The following is a 14,542-nucleotide window of genomic DNA, read 5'->3' on the forward strand; positions in this document are numbered from 1 at the left end:
GTATCGCGTGGGTGCGCGGCGGGAGACGGGTAGGCTGGAGGTGTCGCGCCGCCGCGCGACGCATTCAACCGTGTCACACAGCGAGGTCTCCCATGCCCACCGGCAAGGTCAGGTTCTACGACGACGAGAAGGGGTTCGGCTTCATCGCATCCGATGACGGCCAGGACGTCTTCCTGCACGCCTCTGCCCTTCCTGCAGGCGTCTCCGTGCAGAAGAACTCCCGAGTGGAGTTCGGTCTCGCCGATGGACGCCGCGGACCGCAGGCGCTCTCGGTGCGGCTTCTCGACGCGCCCCCGAGCCTGGCGAAGGCGAACCGCAAGTCCGCCGATGACATGGCGGTGATCGTCGAGGACCTGGTCCGCCTGCTCGACGACATGGGCGGCGACCTGCGTCGCGGCCGTTATCCGTCCTCGGGTCAGAGCCGCAAGGTGGCAGCCGTGCTCCGGAAGGTCGCTGATGACCTCGACGCCTGAGCAGCTCGCCTCCGCAGCCCGGGAGCTCGCGCTCGCCGCGCTGCACGAGATCACACCCGCATCGACCGTCGGTCCGATCGCCGGCTACACGGTCGAGGACAGCGGGGCGCTCTCGCTGCGCTTCGAGAACCGTCTTCGCGGCTACCCCGGCTGGTACTGGACCGTCAGCGTGGCGCAGCTCGACGATGCCGAGCCGACCGTGCTCGAGGCGGAGCTCATGCCCGGTGACGGCGCGCTGCTCGCACCCGACTGGGTGCCATGGGCCGAGCGTCTCGCCGACTACCGCGCGCACCAGGCCGAGCTCGCCGAGCAGGCCGCTGCGGCAGGCGTCGAGTCGGAGTCCTCGGATGCCGACGGCAATACGGAGGATGGCGACGACGGGGAAGTCGATGACGCCGACCTCGATGACGCCGACCTCGATGACACCGACGACCTGGATGACAACGATTTCGACGAGGACGGATCGCCCCACCTGCACGGCGGCGACCTCGACGGCGTGGACATCGACGAGCTCGACGAGGATGCGTCCGACGACGACTCCGACGATGACGACGATGACGATGACTCCGATGACGATGATTCGGACGGCGACGACGAAGAGGAGTGATCTCTTCCGGCACGTGTGCCTGACACTCGAAACCCCTCCTGATCCGCGTGGATCAGGAGGGGTTTCTTCGTGAGGTCGGATCGCCGTTTCGGCGGTGCTCAGCCCTGGTGGGCGAGGACGAAGTCGATCGAGCGGATCAGCTGGCGCACGTCATCCGGCTCGATCGAGACGAAGGTGGCGATGCGCAGCTGGTTGCGGCCCAGCTTTCGGTACGGCTCGGTGTCGACGATGCCGTTGGCGCGCAGCGTCTTCGCGATGCCCGCGGCGTCGATACTGTCATCGAAGTCGATCGTGGCGACGACGGGGGAGCGGTGCGCGACCTCCGTGACGAACGGAGTCGCGATCGCCGATGCCTCGGCCCAGTCGTACAGCAGGCCGGAGGACTCCGCGGTGCGGGCGCCCGCCCATTCCAGACCGCCGCCGGCCAGCATCCACTCCAGCTGGCTGTCCAGCAGATGCAGTGTGGTGAGTGCGGGGGTGTTCAGCGTCTGGCTGAGGCGGGAGTTGTCGACTGCATTCTTCAGGCTGAGGAACTCCGGGATGTAGCGGCCCGACGCGGCGATGCGCTCGATGCGCTCGATCGCCGCCGGGGAAACCGCCGCGAACCACAGCCCGCCGTCGGAGCCCAGGTTCTTCTGCGGCGCGAAGTAGTACACGTCCGCCTGGGTGACGTCGAAGTCGATGCCGCCGGCGGCGCTGGTCGCGTCGATCACGGTGAGCGCTCCATCGGCGACGACGCGGCGCACGGGAGCCGCGACGCCGGTGGAGGTCTCGTTGTGCGGCCAGGCGTACACGTCGACGCCGTCGACCACCTCGGCTGCCGTGAGGGAGCCCGGCTCCGCGTTGCGGACGTCCGGCGCGTCCAGCCACGGGGTGGCGGCGGCCTTGGCGAACTTGCCGCCGAACTCGCCGAAAACGAGGTTCTGGCTGCGTCGTTCGATCAGGCCGAAGGCGGCGGCATCCCAGAACGCCGTCGAGCCGCCGTTGCCGAGGATGATCTCGTACCCGTCCGGCAGACGGAACAGGGTCGCGAGCCGCTCGCGCACACTCGCCACGAGGTTCTTCACCGGTGCCTGGCGGTGCGAGGTGCCCAGAAGGCTGGTGCCCACCGAGGCGAGCGCCTCGATCTGCGCCGGGCGCACTTTGGACGGACCGCAGCCGAAGCGTCCGTCGACGGGCAGGAGTTCACGGGGGATCTCGATCGCCATGGCTCGATTCTAGGTGGCGCCTGCCCGGCGGCCGTACCGGATGACGCACCGTGACCCCGCAAAAGGTAGGCTTGCCTAACAACCCCGGGGAGAACACATGGCCGACCTGATCGACACGACCGAGATGTACCTTCGCACCATCCTCGAACTCGAGGAGGAGAACATCGTTCCCCTGCGTGCGCGCATCTCCGAGCGTCTCGGGCACTCCGGTCCGACCGTCTCGCAGACCGTCGGCCGCATGGAGCGCGACGGCCTCGTCGTCGTCTCCGAGGACCGTCGCCTGGAGCTGACCGGTGCCGGACGCAGCAAGGCCGTGAACGTCATGCGCAAGCACCGGCTCGCCGAGCGGCTCCTCTCGGATGTCATCGGACTGGACTGGGCCTACGTGCACGAGGAGGCCTGCCGCTGGGAGCACGTGATGAGCGAGCAGGTGGAGCGCCGGCTGGTGGAGCTGCTCGGTCATCCGACGGAATCGCCGTACGGCAATCCGATCCCCGGTCTCGATCAGCTCGGCGACATCGCCTCGCGAGCCTTCGATGACGGCGTGATCGGACTGGTCAAGAAGCTCGACGCGGCCGGAGCCCCCATCGAGGGCACCGTTCGACGTCTCGCCGAGCCCGCTCAGGTCGACCCCGAGCTGCTGGAGCAGCTGCGCGATGCCGGCGTGGTCCCCGGTGCTCGAGGCGACTACCGCTACAACGAGGGGTACGTGCTCATCCGCATGGAGGGGCAGGAGGAGGGGCTCGAGCTGCCCGTCGAGCTCGCATCCCACATCTTCCTCGTCGGCGAGAGTTCCTGATCAGAGCCGGTTTATCGTCGCGTCCGACGAATTGCCAGGTTCGGAGGGTGACAGAATCGTTATCTTCCGGTAACCTCGGTGAAGTCCCCGGCAGAAGCCAGCCGGAGACAATCGCGGAGGTCGCCTCCCTGGCTCGTCGCCTCCGCGAGCAGTTCGCACAACGTGCCGTGTGACATACGTGCCCGAGAATCGACTATTGCTGACGAGCTGCGCTTGCCCGAAACGAGCGCGGAGGCGCAGGAGGACTCCCTTTTGGCCGAAGACATCGCCACGACCGATACACCCGAAGCCCCCCAGCGGGCACGACGCAGCACCACCCGAAGCTCGAAGCCCCGAACCAGCGTGAAGCCCATGCGCACGGTAGCGATCTTCGCCGCCGTCGGTGCTCTCGTCGCAGCCGTCGCCCTTCCGGCGTTCGCCGCCACCAAGCAGCCTGCACAGGCGGCCACGACTCTCCAGCAGATGGCCGTCGATGACGCGCAGTCCCTGGTCGTCGCATCCGAGGCCACCGCAGCGCCGCTCGCACGCAGCACCTACTCCGCGACGACTCCTGAGGAGATCGCGAAGAAGAAGGCAGAGGAAGCCGCGAAGAAGCGTGCGGCGGCTGCCGCCCGAGTCGCCTCGGTGAACAGCGGTGGTCGCATCAGCGATGCGGATCTGCAACTCGTCGCCGCCGGATCCGGTGAGGTGCGCTATCCGCTCCCGCGCGGCTCGTACTACGTCAGCCGCACTCTGAGCAGCAGCCACAACGGCGCCGACATGGTCGCTCCAGCCGGCACTCCGATCTTCGCCGCCGCCGCCGGTGTGGTGCGCGTCTCGTCCGAGAGCTACTACGGCTACGGCGTCGGCATCGTGATCGACTCGATCGTCGGCGGCAAGCGCGTGTCGACCACCTACGGACACATGACCAACGGCACCCGCGGTGTCCAGGCGGGTCAGGTCGTCAGCGCCGGCCAGTACATCGGCAAGGTCGGAAACACCGGTCACTCCTTCGGCGCCCATCTGCACTTCGAGGTCAAGATCAACGGATCCCTCGTCGAGCCGATCGGCTGGCTGCGAGTCAACGCCGGCTGATCCAGTCGGTCACGACCCGTTCTCCGACGGTCAGGTGCGCTTCCCGCACTGTTCAGATCCATGGGTTAGCCTGTACGCGTCGTCGTACGGGCGGGAGAAGCCGATGAACCTGGTGCCGAGCATCCGAACCATGGATGCGCTCGGTCGACTGGTTCTGAGGCATCGTCCGCAGGGACGGCTCGGCACCGTCGAGCATGAAGGGCGCTGTCTGTAGACAGTGCCCTTTCTTCGTCCCCGCTATCGTCTGCTGTCCGTTCGACGTCGTGTGAGTCGAGAGCGCCGGGAAGCCATCCCGGCCGGATCGAGAGGATGACGACGATGCGCACACTGGTACTGAATGCCGGATACGAACCGCTGACGGTGGTCTCGTTCAAGCGAGCGATGGTGCTCGTGATGAACGACAAGGCCAGCGTGATCGAGCATATGGAAGGGGATCCGGTCTGGTCGGGGCGCGGTGCCTACGATCGCCCGGTCGTGATCCTGCTCACCAGATATGTGCGCGTGCCGTCGGCTCGGCATCTGCCGGTGACCAGACGCGGCGTGCTGCGGCGGGACGATCACCGCTGCGGATACTGCGGCAGGACCGCCTCGACGATCGACCACATCCTGCCGCGCTCGCGAGGCGGGGTCGACAGTTGGGAGAACCTCGTCGCGTGCTGTCTGACGTGCAACAACGTCAAGAGCGACCGCACGCCGCGCGAGATGGGCTGGGATCTGCGGATGACGCCGCGCCCGCCACGAGGCACGGCTTGGAGTGTGCGCGGCGCCGAGCGCGGTGACCCACGGTGGGAACCGTATCTTGCGCTGGCTGCATAGGGCGATCGCCGACCGCCGTTAGACTTGTGTGGCGCCTTCGTAGCTCAGTCGGATAGAGCAGCCCTCTCCTAAAGGGCAGGTCGCAGGTTCGAATCCTGTCGAGGGCACCGCTCGTGAATGCGAATGGCCGGCACCCGAAAGGGCGCCGGCCATTCGAATCCGGATGCTACTGGGCCGCGCGGTACGCGTCCATGATGTCGGCGGAGATGCGGCCGCGCTCGGAGACCTTGAGTCCCTGAGCCTTCGCCCATTCGCGGATCTCGCCGATCTCGGAATTGCGTGGAGCGCGTCGACGAGGTGCAGATGCACGGGGAGTTCCGCCGGAGGCGCGACGCCCGGCCTCGATATACGGCGCCAATGCATTTCGCAGGTCGTCCGCATGGGAATTCGTCAGGTCGATCTCGTAGGCGGTGCCGTTGACGGAGAAGTGAACGGTTTCCCCTTCTCCGACCTCCAGCAGCGTGCCATCGATATCGTCAACCAGCTGATGCACAATTCTTCGAGCCATGCGCATAACGATAGGTGAGGTGAATGCGCGACGCAAGAATGCCTGCGGGCATATTCCGAATTGGCATTCGGGAAAGGAAACGCTATCTCAGGGAAGAAGGCCCAGCCGCCGTGCGCGTGCCACCGCAGCGTGTCTGGTGGACGCATCCATTTTGGACATCGCGGTACCCAGATATGCCTTGATCGTTCCTTCTCGCAGGCCCAGCTGCGCGGCGATCTCGGAATTCGTCGACCCCAGCGCCGCACATGCCAGCACGTCGAGTTCGCGGGGAGACAGGTGCACGCTCGGTGAGGGCTGCACATCCGGTTCCGGTCCGACGACGCCCAGCAGCCGTCGCTCGACGGCGGAGATGCGCTCGCGCAGCGAGTCATCGGTGAGGGAGGAGGCGATGCTGCGCAATTCGGCGAAGCTCTCCCGCAGGTCCTCGCGGCGCGGCGCGGCCAGAACCGGCTCGGGCGCGCTCTCGCGCAGTCGGCGCTCGACCTCGTCGCGGATGCGCAGCTCGTCGGCGATGCGCTGCGCCACGCTCATCGCGGGTGCCGTGGTGACGCCGCCCACCTGGGACTGCTCCCAGGCTCCGGCATACAGCACGCCGCGCGGACGTCCCGAGACGATGATGGGAAGCGCCAGCAGCGTGCGCAGCCCCTCACCCAGGACGAACACGTCGTAGTCGTGCGTGATCTGCTGGGAGGAGCGGTAGTCGTTGGTCATGCGTGGACGCAGCTCGATCATCGCCCGCCCGCCGAGACCCCGCTCCGGGCGCACCTGCAGCCCGTCGAGATGGTGCGTGCGGTTGCCGACGATGGTGGTCACGGTGACCTCGCCGCCCTCGATGAGGCCGCCGAACGCCACGGGGAACCGCGTTCGTCGCGCAAGTTCGCGCACCCCGTCGGCAACGAGGCGCTCAGCGGATGCGATCGGAGTGCCCATTCTCAGCTGATACCAACTTTCGGGGGTGACGGCGTCGTGACCCCGTTTCGTAGCGTCGACGATACCATCCGCGTGACGCCGTCACGCGGCTTCGACCATGCGGCAAGGAGGCCTCATGACTGATCGGATCGACGACGAGTCCGGCGGAGGAATCGACTACATCTCGGTGGAGGAATCGGAGAGATTCCAGGGCCTGAAACGGATGCAGCGGTCATTCGTCTTTCCTCTGGCCATCTTCTTCCTGCTCTGGTATTTCGCCTATGTCCTGCTCGCGGCATTCGCCACGGAATTCATGAGTCAGCGGGTCTGGGGTGATATCACCGTCGGGCTGCTCTTCGGGCTCGGACAATTCGTGACGACCTTCGCGATCACCATGTGGTACGTGTCATTCGCCAACAGAAAGCTCGATCCGGTCGCCACCGAGATCCGTGAAGAACTCGAGAAGGCGCAGGTGCGCTCGTGAACATGGTTCCGCTGGCCGCAGAAGCGGTGAAGAACGACCCCGTCCTCAATATCGCCATCTTCGGCGCGTTCGTCGCCGTGACGCTTTTCATCGTCATCCGCGCGAGCCGCAACAACAAGACCGCCGCCGACTACTACGCAGCAGGTCGGTCGTTCTCCGGAACGCAGAACGGCTTCGCCATCGCGGGGGATTACCTCTCCGCGGCATCCTTCCTCGGCATCTGCGGTGCGATCGCGATCAACGGCTATGACGGATTTCTGTATTCGATCGGGTTCCTCGTGGCCTGGCTGGTGGCTCTCCTGCTCGTCGCCGAGCTCATGCGCAACACCGGCAAGTTCACGATGGCCGACGTGCTGGCATTCCGGCTCAAGCAGCGTCCGGTGCGGCTCGCCGCGGCGATCACGACGCTCGCGGTGTGCTTCTTCTATCTGCTCGCGCAGATGTCCGGTGCGGGCGCGCTCGTCTCGCTGCTGCTGGGCATCGACAGCAAGGTGGGCCAATCCCTCGTGATCGCCGTCGTCGGCGTGCTGATGATCGTTTACGTGCTGATCGGCGGAATGAAGGGCACGACCTGGGTGCAGATCGTCAAGGCGGTGCTGCTGATCCTCGGCGCGATCGCGATGACCATCTGGGTCATGGCGCTGCACGGCTTCAACCTGAGCGCTCTGCTGGAGCACGCCGTGCAGAATTCTCCCGCCGGTGACAAGATCCTCGGGCCGGGGCTGAAGTACGGCGCCAATCCGCTCGACTTCCTCTCCCTCGGCATGGCGCTGGTGCTGGGAACCGCGGGCCTGCCGCACGTGCTGATGCGCTTCTACACGGTGCCGACGGCCAAGGAGGCGCGTCGTTCGGTGGTCTGGGCGATCTGGCTGATCGGCCTCTTCTACCTGCTGACCCTGGTGCTCGGCTACGGCGCCGGCGCGCTGGTGGGGCCGGAGACGATCTCGAACGCACCGGGCGGTGTGAACTCCGCCGCCCCGTTGCTGGCTCAGGCGCTGGGTGGGCCGCTGCTGATGGGCTTCATCTCGGCCGTCGCGTTCGCGACGATCCTCGCGGTCGTCGCCGGACTCACCATCACCGCCGCCGCCTCGTTCGCGCACGACATCTACTCGAACGTGATCAAGCGAGGCAAGGACGGCAAGGGCGTGTCCGACCCGGCGTCCGAGGTGAAGATCGCGCGGCGCACCGTGATCGTCATCGGCATCCTCGCCATCATCGGTGGAATCGGGGCGCAGGGGCAGAACATCGCCTTCCTCGTCGCGCTGGCGTTCGCCATCGCCGCGTCCGCGAACCTGCCGACGATCCTCTACTCGCTGTTCTGGAAGCGCTTCAACACCCGCGGTGCTGTCTGGAGCATGTACGGCGGCCTGGCCGCAGCGATCGGCCTCATCGTCATCTCGCCGGTCTTCTCCGGCAGCGAGACCTCGATGATCCCGGGAATCGACATCGCGATCTTCCCGTTGAGCAACCCTGGCATCATCTCCATCCCGCTCGGGTTCCTGCTCGGCTGGTTGGGGACGGTGACGGCGAAGACCGCTGAGTCGCGCGCACTGGCCGCGGAGATGGAGGTGCGCTCGCTCACCGGTTTCGGTGCGGAGAAGGCTGTGGAGCATTAGTCCCGCGCCCCACGTGAAGTGACCACAGGAGCGGAGCCCGGCGGCCTACACGCCGGGCTCCGCTTCGTTCACGACCTCGACGCGGCGTCGCGTTCGAGGTCGAGCAGGAAGTGCTTGCGCTCCGGATGTGCGCCGTAGTGACCCGGGGTGCCGTCGGAGCGGATGACGCGGTGCACCGGCACGATCACGGAGAACGGTGTGAGCCGGCAGGCGGTCCCCACCGCACGCGCGGCCCCTGGGGCGCCCGCGCGCACCGCCACCTCTCCGTAGCTCATCGTCTCGCCCCACGGGATCTCGCACACCGCCCGCATCGCCGCGAGAGCGAAGCCGTCGATCAGGCGCCAGTCGAACGCGATCCGCTCGTCGAATCGCATCGGGGCGCCGTCGAAGTAGTCCGCCAGCAGGTGCGCCAGCTCGTCAGCCGCCCCGGGGGCGTACTCCGGCACCGTCCGCAGTCGCCTGCTCACGCTCTCCAGCAGCCACGGCACGGTCGTGTCCTCGGCCTCGGACAGGTCGAAGCTCACGATCCCGGCATCCGAGAACACGGCGAGCGCATCGCCGAACGGCGTCGGGGTGAAGTCGTATCGAAAACTCATGTCACCATCATCCTTCGGCCTCGCGGTCTCGGCGGCGCTGATCCCGGTGGCGGTGCACAACTCGCATGTACTCCGCTTGTGTGCAGGACTATTCGCCATCGCATCCCGATCCGCGGCCTCCGGGGGACCGCAATCCTCGCAATGCGGCCGGGAATACCAGCGCCGGCGCGCGTCGCGCCTAGGCTTTGGGTGTGTGGCGACGTGAGGCGAAAGGCGCCGAGGACGCGGGAGAGGATGCCGCGATGAACCTCGGAGAGCTCAGCGACTCATCGACGGGAGTCGACATCGCCCATGCTGCCGAAGCGCGGCGCACCGAGCTGCGCGCCGAGGCCGCTGATCTGGGCGGCGCGTCTGCGCTGGTGCTCTTCGGGGACGACCCTGACGCGGGCATCGACATCTCCAAGGCGCACCCGGGGAGTCTGCCGCAGTTCATCACCGGCCGCTCCACGCTGCTGTCCAATCTGTTCCGCGATGAGGTGGGGCTGCGCACCGCGCGGATGGCAGCCGAGCGCATCGCCGCCCGCAGCACCGAGCTGCGTACGGTCCGCGGCATCGACGCCGTGCGCCTGGCCGTCGGGATCGCGCGCTGGCGCGTCGGCGGTGTCGACTTCTCCGCGCCGGTGCTGCTGCGCCCGCTGGCGATCCGTCGCCATCATTCCGACTTCGAGCTGAAGCTGCAGGGCGCCTTCGAGGTGAACCCCGAACTGGTGCGCGCCGCACGCGACCACTTCGGCCTCACCCTCGATCCCGCGGGGCTCGCCGCGCTGGCCTACGACGGCGGCATCTTCAAGCCGCAGCCGGTCATCGATCAGCTCCGAGCGCTCACGAGCTCGATCGACACGTTCGCGGTGCACCCGCGCCTGGTCGTCTCGACCTTCGCGGACGTCGCCGGCGCCATGGTGCGCGACATGGTGAACCTCGATCACCCGGTGCTCAACGCACTGGGCGGCCATATCGACGACCGCGAGCAGGTGACCGCGCGGCGCGAGCAGCCCGCCGTCAGTGCGGCGGACGATCGCGCTCCGGCGTCGGAGACGCTTCTGCTCGATGCGGATGCCGAGCAGGAGGAGGTGCTGGCGCGGATCGCGGCCGGGCACTCGCTGGTCGTGTCCACCCTGCCGGGGACGGGCGGCACGCAGACGGTGATCAATGCACTCGGCGCGATGGTGCGCGCCGGCCGTCGTGTGCTGGTCGTGTCGACACGGCGCTCCACGCTCGACGGCGTCCGCCACCGTCTGGCCGGCATCGGGCTCGACGGACTCGCGGTGTCGCCGGTCAGCGTGCGACGCGACCTGATCACCTCCATCGCCCGCAGCGAGAAGGCCGGACAGCCCAAGGCCACCGAGGTCGACGAGGCGCTGGTGCGGCTGCGCACCGTGCTGCGCGACTACCGTCGCGCGCTCACCCAGCCGGTCGGACGCACGGGGGCATCCGTCCTCGACGCGACGCGGCAGCTGACGCGCATGGCGCTTCTGCCCTCTCCGCCGTCGACAGGGGCGCGGCTGTCGATGCAGACCCTGGAGGGACTCGCCGGAGACCGCACCGAGGCCGCACAGGCGCTGACCCGTGCGGCCAAGCTGGGGGAATTCCGCTTCGGTCCCGACGATTCGCCCTGGTACGGTGTCAGCTTCGACAGCACCGAGGCCGCCCAGAAGACGCACGCGCTCGCCGGTGAGCTGCACGGCACATCGGTGCCGTCGCTGCTCGAGCGCGGGTACGCGCTGATCGCGCAGACCCGCATGCGGCCGTTCGCGACCATCGACGAGCTCGGTGAGTACCTGCAGCTGCTGAAGGGCGTGCGCGACTCGCTCGACCGCTTCAGCCCGACCGTCTTCGAGCGTCCGCTGGGCGAGTTGATCCAAGCCCACGGATCCCGTCGCGATGCCCCAGGGATGTCGGCCGCCAACCGCCGCCGGCTCAAGCGTCTCGCCCGGGAGTACGTGCGCCCCGGTGCTCAGGTCTCAGAGATGCACGAGTCCCTGCTGCGCATCCAGGCCCAGCGTGCGAAGTGGCAGCGCTACGTCGACGCCGGCGTCGCACCGCAGGTGCCGCTCGGCCTGTCCGACGTGCATGTCGCCTGGCAGCGGGTCTCGGCAGAGCTCGCCGAGCTGGATGCCGCACTGGGCCGCAAGGAGCCGCTGAGCGCGCTGCCCGTCGCCAGGCTGGTGCGCACGCTGTCGGGGCTCGCCGCCCGCTCCGCCGTCTTCGACAACCTCGTCGAGCGCACCCGGCTGCGCGACACCCTCACCGGGATGGGTCTGCGTCCGCTGCTGTCCGACCTGTCGGTGCGCCATGTGCCGGAGGAGCGCGTCTCTGACGAGCTGGAGTTCGCCTGGTGGCAGTCGCTCCTCGAGCGTGCGCTGCAGGACGACCGCTCGCTGCTCGGCGCGAACACTTCGGTGGTCGATCGCCTCGAGCGCGACTTCCGCCTGGTCGACGAGGCGCACACGGCCATGGCCGGCCCGCTGCTGTCCTGGAACCTGGCGAACCAGTGGCGCATCGCGATCGTCGACGAGCCCGAGCAGGCGAGTCACCTGCGCCGTGCGCTCAAGCAGGGCGATGCGACCACGGCCGAGATCATCTCGGCCGCTCCCGACCTCACGCGCGTGCTGGCGCCGGTCTGGATCGCCTCGCCCTATCAGGTGCCCGAGATCCCGGATTCCGTCGAGTTCGATGCTGTGCTGCTCGTGGATGCCGCCGCGGTGAACCTCGCCGAGGCCGCACCCGCCATCCGTCGGGCCCGGCAGATCGTCGCGTTCGGCGACCCGGTCACGCAGCGTCCGACTCCGTTCACCGTCGCCACTCTGCCGGATGCCGAGTGGGAGGCGGAGGTGCCCTTCGACGACGTGTCGGTGTTCGAGCGCCTCGCCGATCTGTTCCCCGTGATGACGCTGACGCACAGCTACCGGGCCGGGGGAGAGGACCTCGCCGAGCTCATCAACGATGCCTTCTACGGCGGCGAGATCGTCTCTCTCCCGTGGGCGGGCTCCTACCTCGGCCGCGGCAGTCTGACCGTCGACTACGTCGAGGGCGGTGTCGGCAATCCCGACCCCGAGTCCGGTGCGGTGGAGAGTCCGGATGCCGAGGTCGCGCGCGTCGTGACGCTCGTCGTCGAGCATGCGATCAACCGCCCGGCGGAGTCGCTCATGGTCGTCACCGCCAGCAGGCGGCACGCCGAGCGGGTGCGCGCGGCTGTGGCATCCGCCTTCTCCGGACGATCCGACGTGGCCGAGTTCGTCGGCCGTGACACCGCCGAGCCGTTCGCCGTGCTCACCCTCGAGGAATCGGTGGCGGAGAGCCGCGACCGCGTGATCTTCTCGCTGGGGTTCGGCCTGACCAGGCACGGACGCGTGCTCAGCGATTTCGGCGACCTGTCGCAGGACGACGGCGAGCGGCTGCTCACGGTCGGCATGACCCGTGCCCGCCGCTCGATGGTGATCGTGTCCTGCATCCGACCGTCCGCGTTCGATGAGGGCCGTCTCGAGTACGGGGCGTCCACCCTCATGTCGATCCTCGGAGGTCTCGCCGCCCGCAGTCGCGACGCGCGCCTCGAGGATCTCGCCGACCCCCTGACCCTCGCTCTCGCCCGCGAGCTGCGGCGACTGGGTGCGGCGGTCGACGTCGACTACCGCGGGCTGCTGCCGCTGGTCGCGCAGCACGACGGACGTGCGGTCGTGATCGAGTCCGATCCGGAGTCGCGCGATGAGTCCCTGCGGGAGAGCCTGCGCCTGCGCCCGCAGGTGCTGCGCAGACTCGGGTGGCACTATGTGCGTGTGCACGCCTTCGATCTCTACAGCGACCCTGCGACGGTCGCCCGTCGCATCGCCACGGTCCTCGGGATCGAGGAGGGCGCGGTTCGCGCGGACAACGACACGCAGCCGCTCGACTTCGATGAGTGAGCAGGACCGCCAGCACGTGGTGCGCGTTCCCGGATCCCGCCGCGCGAAGCTGACGCGGGTCGAGGGGACGACCGCGGAGCCGCATGTCAGGGACGAGCGCACGGCGGGCACCACGGATGACCACGGTCCCAACGATGATCGGATGCTGCGGGAAGTCCCTCCGCATTATTGAGTCGCATACAGCAGAACGCCCCGCCCCCGAAGGGGCAGGGCGTTCGCTGATTCGGTGGGTCCGGTCAGACTGCGTTGTTCTTGCGCAGCGCGTCGCGGATCTCGATGAGCAGCTCCTGCTCGCTGGGCAGGGTCTCCTCCTCGACAGCCGGGTTCTTCGCGGCCTGACGCTCCTTGTACTTGTTCATCGGCAGAACCAGCGCCACGTACACGACGAGCGCAGTGGCCAGGAACGTGATGAGGGCCGAGATGATCGCACCGATGCCCAGGTGGACGTCTGCGAAGAGTCCCGGGAAGTCGATCGTCCACTTCCCCAGATCGCCGCTCGGCACGAAAGCGCCCAGAAGCGGGTTGACGACGGCCTCGACGAACGCGTTCACGACCGCGGCGAATGCCGCGCCGATGACGACCGCCACGGCGAGGTCGATGACGTTCCCCTTGGTGATGAATTCCTTGAATCCCTGGATCATGGTTCTCCCTGTGGGGTTCTGCGACCTCAGGCTGAGGTCGTGGACTTCGCAGGCGCCGGGGTGGAGCTTGTCGAGGTGTCCGGTTTAGATGATGCCGGATCCTTCTTCGTCTCACCAGTATTTCGTCGCGAGTCGGTGCGATAGAAGCCCGACCCGTTGAAGGTGACTCCGACCGTTCCATACTGCTTGCGCAGCGCCCCGCCGCACTCCGGGCAGATCGTGAGGGAGTCCTCGGAGAAGCTCTGCACGGCATCGAAGCGGTGCTCGCACGCCGTGCAGGCGTAGGCGTAGGTGGGCATGGAACGCTCCTGTCAGTTCCGCGCGGGCGACAGCGTGATGGTCTGCGTCGGGGTGACGATGCCATCGACCGGCTGGTCGTGGACCTCGCGCGGCAGCGAATCGAGTACTTCCGAATCATAGATCACGGCGTAGACGGGAGGGCACTTCTCCATCGAGCCGATGGTCTTGTCGAAGTAGCCGCGCCCCCAGCCCAGGCGCGTGCCGGTGCGGTCGATCGCCGCCGCCGGGATGATCATCAGATCGACGTCGTTCACCGCGATCGGGCCGAGCACCTCGCCGGTGGGCTCCGGAAGTCCGTACAGGCCCTCGGAGATCTCCTCGGTGTCGTCGGCGACCGCCCAGTCCAGCAGTCCGTCCGCCCGGGTGATGGGAAGCAGCACCCGGATGCCGCGTGCCACCGCATCGCGGACGAAGCCCCGCGTGTCCGGCTCGGTCGTGGTCGACAGGAAGCAGGAGACCGAACGGGCCCCGTGCTCCTCCACAAGAGCGTCGAGCTGGGCGGCTATGCCGGATGCGGCGGCCTCCCGCTGCGCATCCGAGAGCAGCTGCCTGCGCTCGCGGAGCTCTGCCCGCAGGGCCCGCTTCTGCTGCTCTGCTTCGCTCGACATGCTC

At 67.8% G+C, this 14,542-nt stretch carries 16 protein-coding genes and 1 tRNA gene; 10 read left to right on the forward strand and 7 right to left on the reverse strand.

The genetic code is table 11. The features are described from left to right. Positions 1 to 92 precede the first annotated feature (92 nt). A complete protein-coding gene (locus tag QF046_RS17095; RefSeq protein ID WP_307372123.1) occupies positions 93 to 473 on the forward strand; it encodes a cold-shock protein in 381 nt (126 codons plus the stop codon). Beyond that, complete coding sequence (locus QF046_RS17100; RefSeq protein WP_307372124.1) at positions 457 to 1,080, forward strand: DUF3027 domain-containing protein; 624 nt, start codon at positions 457 to 459, stop codon at positions 1,078 to 1,080. Before QF046_RS17095 ends, QF046_RS17100 begins: the two co-directional genes overlap by 17 nt. Before the next feature lie 98 nt (positions 1,081 to 1,178). On the opposite strand, the gene serC is transcribed toward QF046_RS17100, so the two are convergent. Further along, on the reverse strand, positions 1,179 to 2,288 hold the full coding sequence (gene serC, locus QF046_RS17105; RefSeq protein ID WP_307372126.1) for a phosphoserine transaminase: 1,110 nt from the start codon (positions 2,286 to 2,288) through the stop codon (positions 1,179 to 1,181). A gap of 97 nt (positions 2,289 to 2,385) precedes the next feature. On the opposite strand from serC, the gene QF046_RS17110 reads away from it, so the two are divergent. The 4 genes from QF046_RS17110 (at position 2,386) to QF046_RS17125 (ending at position 5,084) form a co-directional block, all read left to right on the forward strand. Further along, positions 2,386 to 3,087, forward strand: a complete 702-nt coding sequence (locus QF046_RS17110; protein WP_307372129.1) for a metal-dependent transcriptional regulator — start codon at positions 2,386 to 2,388, stop codon at positions 3,085 to 3,087. A gap of 351 nt (positions 3,088 to 3,438) precedes the next feature. After that, positions 3,439 to 4,161, forward strand: a complete 723-nt coding sequence (locus tag QF046_RS17115; RefSeq protein WP_307372132.1) for a M23 family metallopeptidase — start codon at positions 3,439 to 3,441, stop codon at positions 4,159 to 4,161. 318 nt (positions 4,162 to 4,479) lie between these two features. Beyond that, positions 4,480 to 4,977, forward strand: a complete 498-nt coding sequence (locus QF046_RS17120; protein ID WP_307372894.1) for an HNH endonuclease — start codon at positions 4,480 to 4,482, stop codon at positions 4,975 to 4,977. A gap of 33 nt (positions 4,978 to 5,010) precedes the next feature. Further along, a tRNA-Arg gene (locus QF046_RS17125) sits at positions 5,011 to 5,084 on the forward strand. 59 nt (positions 5,085 to 5,143) lie between these two features. On the opposite strand, the gene QF046_RS17130 is transcribed toward QF046_RS17125, so the two are convergent. Together QF046_RS17130 and QF046_RS17135 are read right to left on the reverse strand one after the other, a co-directional pair. Beyond that, positions 5,144 to 5,491, reverse strand: a complete 348-nt coding sequence (locus QF046_RS17130; RefSeq protein ID WP_307372135.1) for an Lsr2 family protein — start codon at positions 5,489 to 5,491, stop codon at positions 5,144 to 5,146. 81 nt (positions 5,492 to 5,572) lie between these two features. After that, a complete protein-coding gene (locus tag QF046_RS17135; protein ID WP_307372138.1) occupies positions 5,573 to 6,415 on the reverse strand; it encodes a LuxR C-terminal-related transcriptional regulator in 843 nt (280 codons plus the stop codon). Positions 6,416 to 6,530: 115 nt separating this feature from the next. Between QF046_RS17135 and QF046_RS17140 the strand changes: the two genes are divergently transcribed. Next, positions 6,531 to 6,878 carry a DUF485 domain-containing protein gene (locus tag QF046_RS17140; RefSeq protein WP_307372140.1) on the forward strand — a complete coding sequence of 116 codons (348 nt, stop codon included), beginning with the start codon at positions 6,531 to 6,533 and terminating at the stop codon, positions 6,876 to 6,878. 2 nt (positions 6,879 to 6,880) lie between these two features. Continuing rightward, positions 6,881 to 8,494, forward strand: a complete 1,614-nt coding sequence (locus tag QF046_RS17145; protein ID WP_307372896.1) for a cation acetate symporter — start codon at positions 6,881 to 6,883, stop codon at positions 8,492 to 8,494. Between the two features lie 68 nt (positions 8,495 to 8,562). Here QF046_RS17145 and QF046_RS17150 read toward each other — a convergent pair whose 3' ends face one another. Continuing rightward, on the reverse strand, positions 8,563 to 9,090 hold the full coding sequence (locus tag QF046_RS17150; RefSeq protein ID WP_307372144.1) for a methylated-DNA--[protein]-cysteine S-methyltransferase: 528 nt from the start codon (positions 9,088 to 9,090) through the stop codon (positions 8,563 to 8,565). A gap of 242 nt (positions 9,091 to 9,332) precedes the next feature. On the opposite strand from QF046_RS17150, the gene QF046_RS17155 reads away from it, so the two are divergent. Together QF046_RS17155 and QF046_RS17160 are read left to right on the forward strand one after the other, a co-directional pair. Continuing rightward, complete coding sequence (locus QF046_RS17155) at positions 9,333 to 12,989, forward strand: AAA family ATPase (RefSeq protein WP_307372898.1); 3,657 nt, start codon at positions 9,333 to 9,335, stop codon at positions 12,987 to 12,989. After that, positions 12,982 to 13,161: a hypothetical protein gene (locus tag QF046_RS17160; protein ID WP_307372147.1), complete on the forward strand. Its 180-nt coding sequence runs from the start codon at positions 12,982 to 12,984 to the stop codon at positions 13,159 to 13,161. The genes QF046_RS17155 and QF046_RS17160 overlap by 8 nt, the downstream gene beginning before the upstream one ends. 64 nt (positions 13,162 to 13,225) lie before the next feature. Here QF046_RS17160 and mscL read toward each other — a convergent pair whose 3' ends face one another. From mscL to QF046_RS17175, 3 genes are read right to left on the reverse strand one after another with little or no spacing between them, the layout of a single operon-like run. After that, a complete protein-coding gene (gene mscL / locus QF046_RS17165; protein WP_307372150.1) occupies positions 13,226 to 13,630 on the reverse strand; it encodes a large conductance mechanosensitive channel protein MscL in 405 nt (134 codons plus the stop codon). A gap of 26 nt (positions 13,631 to 13,656) precedes the next feature. Next, on the reverse strand, positions 13,657 to 13,929 hold the full coding sequence (locus tag QF046_RS17170) for an FmdB family zinc ribbon protein (RefSeq protein WP_307372152.1): 273 nt from the start codon (positions 13,927 to 13,929) through the stop codon (positions 13,657 to 13,659). A 12-nt stretch (positions 13,930 to 13,941) separates the two neighbouring features. Further along, the gene (locus QF046_RS17175; RefSeq protein WP_307372154.1) at positions 13,942 to 14,538 is read right to left on the reverse strand and encodes a 5-formyltetrahydrofolate cyclo-ligase; all 597 of its coding nucleotides are present in this window, start codon (positions 14,536 to 14,538) and stop codon (positions 13,942 to 13,944) included. Between the last annotated feature and the right edge of the window lie 4 nt (positions 14,539 to 14,542).

This window comes from Microbacterium sp. W4I4 (assembly GCF_030816235.1).
Taxonomy (GTDB): domain Bacteria; phylum Actinomycetota; class Actinomycetes; order Actinomycetales; family Microbacteriaceae; genus Microbacterium.

What these genes read in the sequence shown, in the direction of transcription:
- QF046_RS17150 (WP_307372144.1), bottom strand. Translation starts at nt 9,090, where the DNA reads ATGAGTTTTCGATACGACTTCACCCCGACGCCGTTCGGCGATGCGCTC.
- QF046_RS17145 (WP_307372896.1), top strand. Translation starts at nt 6,881, where the DNA reads ATGGTTCCGCTGGCCGCAGAAGCGGTGAAGAACGACCCCGTCCTCAAT.
- QF046_RS17160 (WP_307372147.1), top strand. Translation starts at nt 12,982, where the DNA reads ATGAGTGAGCAGGACCGCCAGCACGTGGTGCGCGTTCCCGGATCCCGC.
- QF046_RS17140 (WP_307372140.1), top strand. Translation starts at nt 6,531, where the DNA reads ATGACTGATCGGATCGACGACGAGTCCGGCGGAGGAATCGACTACATC.
- QF046_RS17110 (WP_307372129.1), top strand. Translation starts at nt 2,386, where the DNA reads ATGGCCGACCTGATCGACACGACCGAGATGTACCTTCGCACCATCCTC.
- QF046_RS17095 (WP_307372123.1), top strand. Translation starts at nt 93, where the DNA reads ATGCCCACCGGCAAGGTCAGGTTCTACGACGACGAGAAGGGGTTCGGC.
- serC (WP_307372126.1), bottom strand. Translation starts at nt 2,288, where the DNA reads ATGGCGATCGAGATCCCCCGTGAACTCCTGCCCGTCGACGGACGCTTC.
- QF046_RS17130 (WP_307372135.1), bottom strand. Translation starts at nt 5,491, where the DNA reads ATGCGCATGGCTCGAAGAATTGTGCATCAGCTGGTTGACGATATCGAT.
- QF046_RS17115 (WP_307372132.1), top strand. Translation starts at nt 3,439, where the DNA reads ATGCGCACGGTAGCGATCTTCGCCGCCGTCGGTGCTCTCGTCGCAGCC.
- QF046_RS17175 (WP_307372154.1), bottom strand. Translation starts at nt 14,538, where the DNA reads ATGTCGAGCGAAGCAGAGCAGCAGAAGCGGGCCCTGCGGGCAGAGCTC.
- QF046_RS17120 (WP_307372894.1), top strand. Translation starts at nt 4,480, where the DNA reads ATGCGCACACTGGTACTGAATGCCGGATACGAACCGCTGACGGTGGTC.
- QF046_RS17155 (WP_307372898.1), top strand. Translation starts at nt 9,333, where the DNA reads ATGAACCTCGGAGAGCTCAGCGACTCATCGACGGGAGTCGACATCGCC.
- QF046_RS17135 (WP_307372138.1), bottom strand. Translation starts at nt 6,415, where the DNA reads ATGGGCACTCCGATCGCATCCGCTGAGCGCCTCGTTGCCGACGGGGTG.
- QF046_RS17170 (WP_307372152.1), bottom strand. Translation starts at nt 13,929, where the DNA reads ATGCCCACCTACGCCTACGCCTGCACGGCGTGCGAGCACCGCTTCGAT.
- mscL (WP_307372150.1), bottom strand. Translation starts at nt 13,630, where the DNA reads ATGATCCAGGGATTCAAGGAATTCATCACCAAGGGGAACGTCATCGAC.
- QF046_RS17100 (WP_307372124.1), top strand. Translation starts at nt 457, where the DNA reads ATGACCTCGACGCCTGAGCAGCTCGCCTCCGCAGCCCGGGAGCTCGCG.